13 protein-coding genes are annotated in these 14,225 nt (G+C 43.2%); 11 read left to right on the top strand and 2 right to left on the bottom strand.

Translation table 11 applies throughout. The annotated features are described in order from the left end of the window. Nucleotides 1–58: 58 nt before the first annotated feature. Nucleotides 59–196, bottom strand: coding sequence for a YycC family protein (locus ASU00_RS24665; protein ID WP_082630417.1), 138 nt, complete (start codon nt 194–196; stop codon nt 59–61). Nucleotides 197–512: 316 nt separating this feature from the next. On the opposite strand from ASU00_RS24665, the gene ASU00_RS17890 reads away from it, so the two are divergent. Further along, nucleotides 513–1,082 (top strand): protoglobin domain-containing protein, encoded by a 570-nt coding sequence (locus ASU00_RS17890; RefSeq protein ID WP_057914845.1) that lies wholly within the window; start codon nt 513–515, stop codon nt 1,080–1,082. A 92-nt stretch (nt 1,083–1,174) separates the two neighbouring features. Continuing rightward, nucleotides 1,175–1,738 carry a methyl-accepting chemotaxis protein gene (locus ASU00_RS17885; protein WP_057914844.1) on the top strand — a complete coding sequence of 188 codons (564 nt, stop codon included), beginning with the start codon at nt 1,175–1,177 and terminating at the stop codon, nt 1,736–1,738. Nucleotides 1,739–1,859: 121 nt separating this feature from the next. Here the strand turns inward: ASU00_RS17885 and plsY are convergent, their stop codons facing one another. Further along, a complete protein-coding gene (plsY, locus tag ASU00_RS17880; RefSeq protein ID WP_057914843.1) occupies nt 1,860–2,447 on the bottom strand; it encodes a glycerol-3-phosphate 1-O-acyltransferase PlsY in 588 nt (195 codons plus the stop codon). Between the two features lie 495 nt (nt 2,448–2,942). Between plsY and ASU00_RS17875 the strand changes: the two genes are divergently transcribed. From ASU00_RS17875 to ASU00_RS17835, 9 genes are all read left to right on the top strand, one after another. Beyond that, entirely contained in the window at nt 2,943–3,353 is a 411-nt protein-coding gene (locus ASU00_RS17875; RefSeq protein ID WP_057914842.1) for a CoA-binding protein, read from the top strand. A gap of 382 nt (nt 3,354–3,735) precedes the next feature. Further along, nucleotides 3,736–5,721 (top strand): DNA topoisomerase IV subunit B, encoded by a 1,986-nt coding sequence (gene parE, locus ASU00_RS17870; protein WP_057914841.1) that lies wholly within the window; start codon nt 3,736–3,738, stop codon nt 5,719–5,721. Continuing rightward, nucleotides 5,711–8,155 carry a DNA topoisomerase IV subunit A gene (gene parC, locus ASU00_RS17865; protein WP_057914840.1) on the top strand — a complete coding sequence of 815 codons (2,445 nt, stop codon included), beginning with the start codon at nt 5,711–5,713 and terminating at the stop codon, nt 8,153–8,155. Before parE ends, parC begins: the two co-directional genes overlap by 11 nt. A 293-nt stretch (nt 8,156–8,448) precedes the next feature. Then, on the top strand, nt 8,449–10,050 hold the full coding sequence (locus tag ASU00_RS17860; protein ID WP_057914839.1) for a long-chain-fatty-acid--CoA ligase: 1,602 nt from the start codon (nt 8,449–8,451) through the stop codon (nt 10,048–10,050). A 40-nt stretch (nt 10,051–10,090) separates the two neighbouring features. Then, entirely contained in the window at nt 10,091–11,242 is a 1,152-nt protein-coding gene (locus ASU00_RS17855; protein ID WP_057914838.1) for an acyl-CoA dehydrogenase family protein, read from the top strand. A gap of 27 nt (nt 11,243–11,269) precedes the next feature. Next, nucleotides 11,270–12,445 carry an acyl-CoA dehydrogenase family protein gene (locus tag ASU00_RS17850; RefSeq protein WP_057914837.1) on the top strand — a complete coding sequence of 392 codons (1,176 nt, stop codon included), beginning with the start codon at nt 11,270–11,272 and terminating at the stop codon, nt 12,443–12,445. A gap of 20 nt (nt 12,446–12,465) precedes the next feature. Then, the gene (locus tag ASU00_RS17845; protein ID WP_057914836.1) at nt 12,466–13,230 is read left to right on the top strand and encodes an SDR family oxidoreductase; all 765 of its coding nucleotides are present in this window, start codon (nt 12,466–12,468) and stop codon (nt 13,228–13,230) included. A gap of 19 nt (nt 13,231–13,249) precedes the next feature. Further along, on the top strand, nt 13,250–13,702 hold the full coding sequence (locus tag ASU00_RS17840) for a MaoC family dehydratase N-terminal domain-containing protein (RefSeq protein WP_057914835.1): 453 nt from the start codon (nt 13,250–13,252) through the stop codon (nt 13,700–13,702). Continuing rightward, nucleotides 13,699–14,100, top strand: a complete 402-nt coding sequence (locus ASU00_RS17835) for a MaoC/PaaZ C-terminal domain-containing protein (protein WP_057914834.1) — start codon at nt 13,699–13,701, stop codon at nt 14,098–14,100. The genes ASU00_RS17840 and ASU00_RS17835 overlap by 4 nt, the downstream gene beginning before the upstream one ends. Nucleotides 14,101–14,225: the final 125 nt, after the last annotated feature.

Here is a 14,225-nt window from a genome sequence, read left to right as displayed (position 1 = left end):
GCCGTATACCGAACGGTACGTACGGTGGTGTGAGAGGTCGGAGGCTAGGCGCCTCCTCCTACTCGATTTTTTCTTCAGCCTCGGCAAGCTTTTTCAGCAGGATAGGTGTGGGCATATGCATGATTTGCTCCAAGGGCAAATTGAGAGATTTGGATAATTTTAACGCGGTTTCCGGTGATATCTGCAGTGGCTTCATATTTTTTTTCTCCTTACGATAATGGTTAGTTATTTTCAGTGTAGCCTTTGACTACTAATTAATCAATCTTTACTTGATCATTTCTCCAGTAATCAAAATTGTTCGAGTGAAGTTCATAAAGATATATTGAGGAAATCTATCCTTGACAAACGAATGAGTATGAGATCATATAAGATAGAGGTATGGTCGTAAAAGACTATTTGGTATATTTACAAGGATAATATATTTGTTATTATGGGTATAAAGAAGTATATATTGGTTGGCACAATGATGGATTCACCTTTTTTGGAAAATTACGAAACAGGGGGAGTAGGAAATGGGCTATTTCGTAAAAGCAAAACAGGAAAAGGCAATCTGGCTTCAAAAAGCAAAAGATATGGAAGGGTTATTGAATGTAAGCAGTGAGGATGTGAAGCTTCAGGTACACATTATTGAATTGGATGAGTCCGATTTAAAGCTGATTCATGCTTTTAAAGATACCATTGAACCTCAGGTCGAAGATATTGTCGACTCTTTTTATGTAACTATTTTGCAGGTTCCTGAATTGAAAGAGATAATTAATAAGCACAGCACAGTGGAGAAATTGAGGAAAACGTTAATTTCTCATATGCTCTCTTTGTTCAATGGCGTGATTGACGATCAGTTTGTTGAGTTACGGAAAAAGGTAGCGAAGACTCATTATCGAATTGGCCTGCAGCCCCGATGGTATCCGTCAGGTTTTCAAAGTGTGCAAAATTTCTTGCAAAAGCTTGTCTTTGAACATTCCAAAAATGGAGAAGAACAACAGATGTTGATATCAGCGATAGGAAAAAAACTCAACCTCGAACAACAGCTAGTCCTTGAGGCTTATGAAGCGGAAAATGTAAGAGTTCGGGAAAATCAATAAAAGAAATCAAAGAGGAAGTTAAAAAGAGCATCACATTAATTAGTGAGGAAGTACTACTGCTAAGTGAACAAACGGATGCATCTGTCAAACAATTGATTGAAGATGGACATAAGGTCAAAGAACAGATTGCAATGAGGGCAACGCTCTCCCTTGAATCAAGAGAAATAGCTGAAGATGGACAGGAGCGCATGCAAATCCTAACTAAGAAGATCGAAAACCTGATCATATTCATGAGGAATGTCGATGACAACATCATCTTGTTAAACCAATCCTTTCAAAGCATTACCGTGTTTGTAAAACTAGTGCAGGACATAGCCGACCAGACTAACCTGCTGTCATTGAATTCAGCCATCGAGGCTGCTTGTGCAGGGGAACATGGCAGGGGGTTTGCGGTTGTTGCCAATGAAGTGAGGAAGCTTGCGGAACAGACAAAAAATTCAATTGCTGAAATAGATGCAATCGTTTATACTGCCGGTGAGTATATGAAAGAAGTGGTTGGATCTGTCCAAAGGGTCAAGGAGGTCGTTCAGGCAGGGGGCGAAGAATCGGTTTTAACGGAAAAGGCATTCAATGAAATCATTGGCGTGATTGAAGGGAATATTATGGATTCAAAAGAAATGGAAAGGGCCATTCAAGGGTTGGTAGGGGTCATTTAGGAAATTGGAAATTCTTCACAAGAGGTGTCGGGACAGTCAGGCATTCTGAATATTACTGCAAATGAATTATAGAATGGAAATGGACCTGTGCGAACTAGGCCGTTTCCATTCTAATAATCGCTTATAGCCATTTGACTTTCGGTTCGGTTTTATCGATGATCCGTTTAATGTTCGCCCGGTGCCGATAAAAAATGAAGATTGTAAATAGGCCAATCACGGTAATGAGGGGCCAATCATCTGTATGGAACACCAAACTATAGATAAAAGCAAGCAGAGACGCAATCATGGATGAAAGCGAGACGTATTTGGAGATGTATAAGGAAATAAAGAAAATGATAACGGCAATGACAAAAAATAATGGTTCATAACCAAGAATGACTCCAGCTGAAGTCGCAACCGCTTTTCCGCCCCGAAAATTTGCAAAAATGGGGAACATATGACCGATGACGGCTATAACGCCGACGAGCATCTCATTCATATCAGCTCCAAGCAAAAACGGAAGTGAAGTTGCAAGCGTCCCCTTAAGTATATCCATGATGGTGACGGCAAGTCCTGCCTTGACACCCAATGTCCGGAATGTATTTGTCCCGCCAAGATTTTTACTGCCATGCTCGCGGATGTCGATGTTGTAAAAGGTTTTACCGATAATTAAACCGGAAGGAATCGAGCCGATCAAGTAAGCGGACAGTATCGTGATAAATGTAAGCATTCTATGACCCTTTCTTTAAAGAAAAATCTTCTTATTTTATCATGTTTAAGAAGCTGACTGTTCGCGTTTCCAAAATATATATGCAGATATCGCTAAAAACAGCCTAAAAATACGTGACAAGCATATCTTATTGTAACATTTTCGTGACAAAATGGTACGGCTGACCGAAAAAAAATGCACTGAAAAATGAATTTTCCTTGAAGAATAAGTCTGTTTTGAGATAGGTTTAAATGGATATAAGATAAAAGGAATATGTTTTCTTATTTCGTAAAATGTAAAAGGGCATGAAGCCTGCTTGGATAAAGTGTCACAATACGCTTCATTTTGGATGCACATGAAGGCAGGCGTAGGAGTCAAACCTTTTCGAATCTTATTTTTTCTTGTATAATAGTTTTTCTTAATAATGGTAATGAGTGGCTTGTCTTTTTGAAAATCCTTGTTAAGATATACTTTTTATGCAAATTTACATGTTATAAATAGAGGGGATTGGTAAAAATGATAGAAAATCCAAGTAGACCTGAAATGGGCCAGATGCTAAAAAAGGCGAAGCGTATCGCTGTAGTTGGTTTATCGAATAACCCCGAGCGAACTTCTTATATGGTATCCAAGGCGATGCAGGACAGCGGATATGAGATCATCCCGGTCAACCCTGCCGTATCTGAAGTACTGGGCGTCAAGTCCGTGAAAGCCCTCAAAGATATTGAAGGCCATATTGACATCGTCAATGTGTTTCGCCGCTCAGAATACCTTCCGGAGCTTGCCAAAGAATTTGCGGACATTGATGCGGATATCTTTTGGGCGCAGCTAGGGGTGGAAAATGAGGAAGCGTATAATTTTTTGAAGGAAAAAGGTTATACTGTCATCATGGATCGCTGCATTAAAGTCGAACACGCCCTTACGAAGTAATCTCAAAAGAGCGGACTTCCGCTCTTTTTTAAAGGCTTCTTCTTGTTCAAGAGAAGAGCATGAATCTTGTCCCAGGTGGCGGGAATATCCAGCGATTTAAGAACAATTTGATCAAAATGAAAAAAGTATATTTGCCAAATGAAAAATTACCGCTACAATTAGAACGGTAGCTATGATACGTTTTCAAGCGACAAGTTCCAAGTAAAGGTGCTAACGCTAATAAAAGGGACAAAAAAATAGAACACTTGTTCTTTCTTCGTGAAAGTATTATACTTTTTATATGAATATTAACGTAAGTGATAAGTTGTTAAGGTTAGTGAGTCATTTCATTGCAGTATGATTTGGCCCGGAAATTGTGTTTAGTAAGGAAAGGGGAATTTCTGTGGCAAAAAAGGTAAAAGCAATCGAGTACAATGATGATGCAATTCAGGTACTGGAAGGACTCGAAGCGGTCAGAAAACGTCCCGGTATGTATATCGGCAGTACTGATGCACGCGGACTTCATCATTTAGTGTACGAGATTGTAGATAACTCCGTAGATGAGGCTTTAGCTGGGTATGGAGACCAAATTAGTGTAAGAATACATAAAGATAACAGTGTAAGCGTAACTGATAAGGGGCGTGGGATGCCTACAGGTATGCATAAATTGGGTAAACCGACGCCTGAAGTCATTTTGACGATCCTTCATGCAGGGGGAAAATTCGGACAAGGTGGTTATAAAACGAGCGGTGGCCTTCATGGGGTGGGCGCTTCGGTCGTTAACGCGCTGTCTGAATGGCTTGTCGTGACGATCAAAAGGGACGGGTTCATATACGAACAACGATTTTTCAATGGCGGGAAGCCGGAAACGACCTTGGAGAAAATCGGTAAAACGAATCAAACGGGAACGAAGATCCACTTCAAGCCCGATCCAAAGATATTTTCGGTCACGACTTACAATTACGATATCCTATGTGAACGCCTCCGTGAATCAGCTTTTCTATTAAAGGGCATGAAGATAGAATTGACGGATGAACGCCATGACCGAAATGAAACCTTCCACTATGAAAATGGAATTGAAGCATTTGTGGATTACTTGAATGAGGAAAAGGAAACCCTTCATGGTGTTGTTAGCTTGGAAGGGGAACAGAATGGCATAGAAGTTGAACTGGCTTTTCAATTTAATGATGGCTACTCAGAAAATATATTAAGCTTCGTGAATAACGTTCGTACAAAAGACGGCGGCACCCATGAGATTGGTGCAAAAACGGCCATGACCCGGGCTTTTAATGATTATGCCAGAAAAATGGGGCTATTGAAGGAAAAGGATAAAAACCTCGAAGGTACCGATATACGGGAAGGTTTGTCATCCATTATCTCTGTCCGAATACCCGAAGAACTGCTTCAATTCGAAGGGCAAACCAAGAGCAAGCTTGGAACGAGCGAAGCACGTTCTGCAGTCGACTCCATCGTGTCAGAGCATTTAGCCTACTTTTTTGAAGAAGATCCGACCACGAGTACTTTATTGGTCAAAAAATCGATTAAAGCCTTCCAGGCTCGCGAAGCAGCCCGGAAAGCGCGTGAAGATGCAAGGAGCGGGAAGAAACGGAAAAAATCCGATGCCATCCTTTCTGGTAAACTGACGCCGGCTCAATCGAAAAATCCTGAACGGAATGAATTATACCTTGTGGAAGGGGACTCTGCTGGGGGATCCGCAAAGCAAGGGCGGGATCGCCGTTTCCAGGCAGTTTTGCCATTAAGGGGTAAAGTCATCAATACGGAAAAAGCAAAACTGGCGGATATTTTTAAGAACGAAGAAATAAATACGATCATCCACGCCATCGGCGGAGGTGTAGGGGCGGAGTTCAACACGCCGGACACCAATTACGATAAGGTGATCATCATGACCGATGCCGATACGGATGGAGCACATATCCAAGTGCTGCTTCTGACTTTCTTTTACCGTTACATGAAACCATTGATTGAGTCTGGGAAGGTTTATATTGCCCTGCCGCCATTATATAAAGTGAGTAAAGGGACCGGGAAGAAAGAAGTGATTGAATATGCCTGGAGTGACGAGGAGCTTCAGGGAGCGATAGACAAGGTAGGGAAAGGCTACATGATTCAGCGTTATAAAGGGCTTGGCGAGATGAATGCCGATCAATTATGGGATACCACCATGAACCCGGAAACGAGGACGTTGATACGCGTGAAGATTGATGATGGGGCCCGTGCGGAAAGACGAGTGACAACGCTAATGGGAGACAAAGTTGAACCGCGTCGCAAATGGATTGAAGCCAATGTCGCTTTTGGTCTCGAAGAGGAATCGAATATTTTAGATAATGAAAATATGTCGATTGAAGAGGAGGTCAATAACGATGGTATTTGAAGAAACGTTTCGGGATTTGCCGCTTGAAGAGGTCATCGGAGATCGCTTCGGGCGTTACAGTAAGTATATTATCCAGGATCGGGCCCTTCCCGATGCCAGGGACGGATTAAAACCAGTACAGCGCAGGATACTGTACGCGATGCATGTCGAAGGTAACACTCAGGAAAAAGGATTCAGGAAATCCGCAAAAACCGTCGGTAATGTAATTGGTAACTATCACCCTCATGGTGATTCATCTGTATATGAGGCAATGGTTAGGATGAGCCAAGACTGGAAGCTGCGGAAGGTCATGGTCCAAATGCACGGAAACAACGGAAGCATAGATGGCGACCCACCTGCTGCAATGCGGTATACGGAAGCCAGGCTTTCATCGATTGCTTCGGAGATGTTACGTGATATTGAAAAAAGGACGGTCGACTTCGTGCCGAACTTTGATGATACTTCGGAAGAGCCGATCGTATTGCCTGCGATGTTCCCTAATTTACTAGTAAACGGTTCCACTGGGATATCAGCCGGGTATGCCACGGAAATCCCGCCGCATCAAATAGGAGAAGTCATCGATGCCGCCATTATGCGAATCGATAAGCCAGAAGCGACCGTCGCGGATTTAATGACGGTCATAAAGGGCCCTGATTTCCCTACTGGCGGAATCATTCAAGGCATCGAAGGCATCCGTAAAGCCTATGAAACAGGCAAAGGGAAAATCATCATTCGCGGCTTGGCTGACGTGGAAACGATTCGGGGAGGCAAACAGCAAATCGTCATCACCGAAATTCCGTATGAAGTTAATAAAGCGAACCTAGTCAAGAAAATGGATGAGTTCCGTCTTGACCGGAAAGTGGAAGGCATCGCAGAAGTAAGGGATGAAACGGACCGAACAGGACTGCGAATCGTCATCGAACTGAAAAAAGATGCGGATGCAAACGGTGTCCTGCATTATTTATACAAGAATTCCGATCTGCAAATTGCTTATAACTTTAATATGGTCGCGATTTACAAAAAAAGGCCGACTTTGATGAGCTTGCCGAAAATGCTCGATGCGTACATCGATCATCGTAAAGAGGTAATCGTGAACCGTTCCCGTTATGAGCTGCAAAAAGCTCATGACCGAGCACATATCGTCGATGGATTAGTGAAGGCCCTGTCGATATTGGATGAGGTCATCGCGGTCATTCGTGCTTCCAAAGACAAACGGAATGCCAAAGATAACCTCATCGCTAAATTCGCTTTTACTGAAGCGCAAGCCGAAGCCATCGTATCCTTACAGTTATATAGGCTGACAAACACGGATATTACGGCACTTGAGGCAGAAGCAGCGGAATTGAAAAACAGAATTGAAGAATTGACCAAAATCCTTGGCAGTGAAAAAGTGCTTCTTCAAGTCATAAAAAAAGAACTTCGTTTCATTAAAAAGGGCTTTGATGATGGTAGACGTTCGAAAATTGAAAACGAAATAGAGGAAATCAAAATAAACCTTGAAGTACTGATTGCGAGTGAAGACGTGATGGTGACCGTGACGAAAGAAGGCTATGTCAAACGGACATCTTTACGATCATATGCTGCTTCAGGCGGTCTCGATTTTGGCATGAAGGACTCCGATCGCTTGCTCCAGCGCTTGGAAATGAATACAACGGATGTCCTGCTGCTGTTCACATCGAAAGGGAACTTCCTCTATTGTCCGGTTCATCAGCTTCCAGATATCCGCTGGAAGGAAACCGGCCAGCATATCGCGAACATCATTCCGATCGACAGGGAAGAGCAAATCATAAAAGCGATTCCAATCAAGGACTTTGCCTTGCCTCAATTCTTGGTGTTCATCACGAAAAACGGGATGGTCAAAAAGACTGAACTTGCTGCTTATAAAGCCCAACGTCATTCAAAGCCGTTGGTTGGCATCAATTTAAAAGGTAATGATGAATTGGTCGATGTTCATCATACCGATGGCCAGGAAGATCTTTTCCTTGTCACTCATAACGGTTATAGTTTGTGGTTCGATGAAGAAGAAGTGAGTATCGTCGGTGTGCGTGCGGCGGGAGTCAAAGGAATTAATTTGAAAGAAGATGATTATGTTATCGGCGGCAAGACATTAACCAAAGATAGCAAAGATTCGATCCTGATCGTTACCCAGCGCGGTGCCATCAAGAAAATGAAACTAACCGAGTTCGATAAAATGAGTCGTGCAAAGCGCGGTGTCGTGGTATTAAGGGAATTGAAATCGAATCCCCACCGGGTCATCGGATTTACTACGGTTAATAAAACCGACAGCTTATTCATTCTTTCTGAGAAGGGAACGGTTGAAACCGTTCATGCCGCTACATTAAAGCATCACGATCGATACACGAACGGGTCGTTCGTTTTTGATGAAACGGTCAGTGGAAAGGCGAAAGAACTGTGGAAAATATCATTGGAAGATGAGGCCTCCATCGAGGAGTGATTCATTTTTTCAGAAGGGATGCTGGTCATGATCAGCATCCCTTTTTTGTCTATCGTAAAAATTTTTCTCCGATTTCTATCCTCATAACATCTTGAGTCAAAATTGACTTATTGAGTCAATATTAAATTTCTTGTATTATCAGCCTATTGATCATATCCAAATCTAAAATAATTCAATAATGAATTCCATAGTTCATATAAATCCAGGTTTCATCACCTTCCATTTTTGGCACATTCCTTGCATATAGAATATATGACTTCTTTGTTTTATTGAAAGAAGAAAGGGGAGGACTAATGGATAGACCTTGGAAAAAACATATCCCGTCCGGAAATCCATTGGAAATTGAAATACCTGAAATATCTTTGACAGACCTTTTTTACCAATCAGTCGAAAAATATGCCGATAAAACCGCGGTTACGTTTAATGAGGATAGGTATACATATTCACAATTGGGACACCTAGTGAAAAGATTTGCCCGCTTACTTGCTGCTGCAGGGATTGAAAAAGGAGATCGTGTCGCCCTTATGCTTCCCAATTGTCCCCAATACCCGATTGGTTTTTTCGCAGCGCTTTTGAATGGGGCCATTGTTGTCCAAATCAACCCCATGTATAAGTCAAACGAATTGATACATGTTCTGAAAGACTCTGGAGCAAGGCACATCATCGTCCTTGATGACTTATTGCCTGTCGTCGAAGCGGTCTGGGCTGAAACGGATCTTGAAAAGATGTGGATCGTGTCGAAGGATAAGGACAAATGTGAAATGATGAAAGATCTGCTATCTGGAGCGGAATTTGATTACTCTGTACCGATTGACCCTGGAGAAGATGTCGCTGTCCTCCAATATACGGGGGGAACCACCGGACGTTCAAAAGGAGCGATGCTAACTCATCGGAATATTGTCGCCAATACGCTGCAAAGTGCCGCCACTACAAGAATCAATACTGAAAAGGGAAAGGAAAGGGTGCTTGGCGTTTCTCCATTATTTCATGTATATGGCATGACTTCAGGAATGAACGTGACGTTTTATAATGGCGGGGAATTGATTATTGTTTCTCGGTTTGAGGTGTCGGAGATCGTCGATATGATTCAAAATCTTAAACCGACCATTTTTCCCGGTGTTCCAACGATGTATATCGCATTATTACATTATTACCAATCCCGCCCATTTGATTTGCATTCCTTGAAATCATGTGTTTCGGGTTCGTCCCCATTGCCCTTGCACGTATTATCAAGATTTAATGAAGTGAGTGGAACAAAGGTTGCAGAGGGCTATGGCCTTTCCGAAGCATCACCAGTTACGCACCGAAATCCGGTCAATGGCTTGCAAAAACCAGGGAGCATCGGGATTCCGATACAAAATACGGATGCTGCCATCATTGACAGCGTCACGGGTAAGCCTTCGCTTTTGGTTGATATACCAGGTGAATTGGTCATCAAGGGACCACAGGTGATGAAAGGTTATTGGGGGATGCCTGAAGAGACGAAGAAGACGATTCAAAACGGCTGGCTGCATACTGGCGATATCGCAAGGATGGATGAAGATGGTTTCTTTTACATTGTGGGACGCAAGAAAGAAATGATCATCGCAGGAGGTTTCAATATTTATCCTATTGAGATTGAAGATATTCTCTACAGTCATCCTAAGGTTCTCGAAGCTGCCGTATTTGGCGTTCCCGATCAATATCGTGGTGAAACGGTACATGCTGCAGTCGTGTTAAAGCCGAATGAAACAATAACGGAACAAGAATTAGAGGATTATTGCCGAACACAGCTTGCTGCGTTTAAAGTCCCAAAGGTAATCACAGTCGAAAGTGAACTTCCGAAGACAGCGGTCGGCAAAATTTTAAAACGCAAGCTTCAAGAAAAACATATCGCTTATTTGGATAAGGTTTGAAAGCGTTAACAAAAAATTCACCTTAGAAAGGGGAATGTATATGGACTTTCGCTTAGATGATGACATTGTTCTTTTAAAAGATACCATTCGACAGTTTATCGAAGAGCAAATCGAGCCTTTTTCCATGCAAATAGAAGATGAAGATCATATCCCTGATTCCATCATAAATTTATCAAAAGAAATCGGACTATTCGGACTAAGCATTCCGCAAAAGTATGGCGGACTCGGAATCGGAATGGTCGGGAAATGTGCTTTATATGAGGAAATCGGCAAAACACATAATGGCTATACGACTCTGATCGGGGCCCATACTGGTATCGGGACGGTAGGAATCGTCGAGATGGGCAATGAAAGGCAAAAGGAAAAATACCTCCCAGATATGGCAAGCGGTAATAAAATTGGCGCATTTGCGCTAACGGAGCCTGCGGCGGGATCGCATGCGACGAATCTGAAGATGACGGCAGTCAAAAACGGCGATACGTATATCCTGAATGGGACGAAGCATTATATCACAAACGCGGATATAGCTGAGATTTTTACAGTCATGGCGGTAACGGATAAGGACAAAGGAGCAAAAGGAATCACCTCATTCATAGTGGAAAAAGGCTTCCCGGGTTTTAAAGTGGGTAGCATGGAGCGGAAAATGGGTCTTCGGGGCTCACATTCGGCAGAATTGATTTTTGAAGATTGCGAGGTTCCTGCTGAAAATGTCCTGGGAGAAGTAGGCCAGGGGTATGTAAATGCCTTGAAAATCCTTGCGAATGGACGTGCAGGACTTGCGGCAAGGAATTTGGGTTCCTGTCAATACCTGCTGGATCTCTCCATTAAATATGCGACGGAGCGTGAACAGTTCGATGTGCCTATCATCGATCATCAAGCCGTATCTCATATGCTTGCTGAAATGGCTATGGAAATCGAGGCGCTTCGTTCCTTCACATATCGGGTCGCATGGATGGTCGATCAGAAAGCAAAAATCATTAAAGAAGCAGCAATGCTGAAGCTGTATGGTTCAGAAGTGTATAATCGCGTCGCTGATAAGGCTGTCCAAATTCATGGCGGAATTGGATACATGAAGGACTACCCAGTGGAACGCTTTTTCCGGGACGCCAGAATCACGCGAATATATGAAGGTACGTCCGAAATCCAGAAAAATATCATAACTGCACAATTGAAGAAAAAATATCAACACTAGTCTAATAGGGAAAGTGGAGGGATTCAAATGGATTTACGTTTATCGGAAGAACAAAAAATGGTCCAAAAAACAATCCGCAAGTTCGTGGAGAATGAATTGATTCCTTTGGAAAATGAAGTGCTTCGCAATGAAATGGCTGGAAAACCTAGTTTACCAGAGGGGACATTAAAGGAATTACAGGAAAAAGCAAAAAAAGCTGGGTTTTGGGGCATTAATACGCCGGAAGAGTATGGTGGGGCAGATCTAGGGCAGCTTATGATGGCAATCGTCTTGATGGAGGTATCCAAGACGTTCGTACCTTTTAGCTTTGGCGGATCAGCGGATAATATTCTCTATTATGGGAATGAGGAACAGAAAAAGAAATACCTCATCCCAACGATCAACGGGGAGAAAAAATCCTGTTTTGCGATGACGGAGCCAGGGGCTGGTTCCGATACAAGAAATATAAAAATGACGGCTGTTAAAGAGGGAAGCGACTGGGTGCTTAACGGTGAAAAAACGTTCATTACTGGTGGGAATGATGCCGATTTCGTCATGGTCATTGCCGTTACGGATAAAGAACGTCATCAGGCGACCGGTACCGAGGGGGTAACCTGTTTCATCGTCGACCGTGACATGGGCTGGAGATCCGAGTATATCCATACGATGGGAGAATGGGGACCAGCGGGGTTAGTTTTCGACAATGTCAAGGTACCCGAGGAAAACATCTTAGGGGAAGTGCATGGCGGTTATAAACTCGGACTGGAATGGATTGGGTTTGCGAGATGGATTGTGGGGGCGCGCGCTGTCGGTACGGCAGAAAGGTTGCTGCAAATGGCGATAGACTATGCGAAGGAACGTGTCACATTCGGTAAGCCGATCGCCGAGCGTCAGGCCATCCAATGGCAAATTGCCGATTCCGCGGTGGAAATCGAAGCGGCGAGATGGCTTGTACTGAACGCGGCGTTCACACTGGATAACGGAGAAGATAACCGCCATTTGGCTTCGATCGCCAAGCTTTATGGCGCGAATATGGGGAACCGGGTCGTTGACCGCGTATTGCAGATACATGGCGGCATGGGCTATACGAAAGAGCTTCCCATTGAACGGTGGTACCGCGAGGCAAGGCTATGGCGGATTTATGATGGAACGGATGAAATACAGCGGATGATCATTTCCCGTAATTTGATTAAGGGACATGTTAAATTAGGGCAATTCTTATAATAGAATAGGAGGAAACGAGGATGACAGGAAGATTTTCAGGAAAAACGGCGTTAGTAACAGGCGGAAGCAGAGGAATAGGGCTGGCGATCGTCGAGCTGTTTGCCAGAGAAGGCGCAAAGGTAGCCATTATCGATATTAACGAAGAGGTTTTGACATCGACGGGAAATGAATTGAGAGATAAAGGGTATACCATTTTTACGAAGGTGGCAAATGTGGTGGACCCCGAAGAGGTAGAAGCTTCAGTCACTGAAATAGCCGACACATTCGGCTCACTTGATATTCTCGTGAATAATGCTGGGGTCATCCGAGATAATCTCCTTTTTAAAATGACCGATTCAGATTGGCAAACAGTAATGGATGTCCATTTAAAAGGGACCTTCAATGCGGTACGTGCCGCCCAGAAGCATATGGTGGCAAATAAATATGGCAGGATCATCAATATATCTTCCACCTCAGCCCTCGGAAACCGCGGACAAGCCAATTATTCAGCAGCAAAAGCCGGCCTTCAGGGGTTAACGAAAACACTGGCGATCGAACTTGGTAAATATGGGATAACGGCGAATTCGGTCGCCCCCGGCTTTATCGAAACCGAAATGACGAAAGAAACCGCGAGGCGGGTGGGGGTCAGTTTTGAGCAATTCATCCAGGATCGGGCAAATAGCATTCCTGTTGCCAGAAGCGGCCAGCCAAGCGATATTGCACATGCTGTTGCATTCTTTGCCGATGAAGCATCCTCATTCATTAGTGGGCAGGTTTTATATGTTGCAGGCGGTCCAAAAAATTAAAGGATAAAGGCGGGATGATATGTTTAACGATAGCATTGGAAAGCGATCTGAACCCGTTAAAAACATCGTAGAACGGGGAGCAGTAAAAAAATTCGCCTTATCCATTGGTGATCCCCATCCGATATTCATCGATGAAGAAGTAGGAAGGCGATCCAGATATGGAACGAATATTGCCCCGCCAACTTTTCCAAGGGTCTTTGATTTTGGGACGATTGAAGGCTTAAACCTTCCGAATAAAGGGTTGATTCATGGCGAGCAGATATATTGCTACAACAGGCCGCTGAAGGTAGGGGAAGAAATCACCTGTTATGCGGAAGTGAAAGACTATTATGAGAAAAAAGGAAAACAAGGCGAAATGGGATTTCTAGCTCTTAAAAATTTTGGGACGGATGCAGCTGGGGAAATAGTGTTCACTGCCCAGCAGCTTGTCATTATCAATGAATCGGTACGAAGGATGGTGATGAGCAAGTGACGACATTAACTGAACTTCATATTGGTGACTCGTTACATTCAATCGAGCTTGCACCTGTAACGCGACTGGACCTCATTAAATATGCCGGAGCATCGGGTGATTTCAATCCCATTCATACGATTGATGAGGAAGCAAAAAATGCCGGTCTTCCCGGTATCATCGCCCATGGAATGTGGACGATGGGAAACCTGGCGAAGCTTTTCAGTAATCTTTATGAAATTGGTTTTATCGAAGAATACAAGATTCGTTTCAAGGGTATGGTTTTCTTGAATGATGTCATAACTCTTCAAGCTGATTTAAAGGAAAAAAATGGGGATCGATATTTTTTCAACGTTGCGGCCACTAACCAGTCAGGTAAGGAAGCAATAAGTGGAGAGGTTATTTTTAAAACTTACTAAGGGAAAGTAGTGATGAAAATTATTTCATCACTACTTTTTTTGGGAGCGAAATTCGACAATATTAAAGGGATTTCGAAAATTATCCAGAATTGTACATAAGAAAGAATTCTTTTTGCGGCGGTGAA

Origin of the sequence: Peribacillus muralis (genome assembly GCF_001439925.1) — a bacterium.
GTDB lineage: Bacteria > Bacillota > Bacilli > Bacillales > DSM-1321 > Peribacillus > Peribacillus muralis.
Note: the sequence above shows the minus strand (reverse complement) of the source record. Positions and strands in the feature narration are given on the sequence as shown.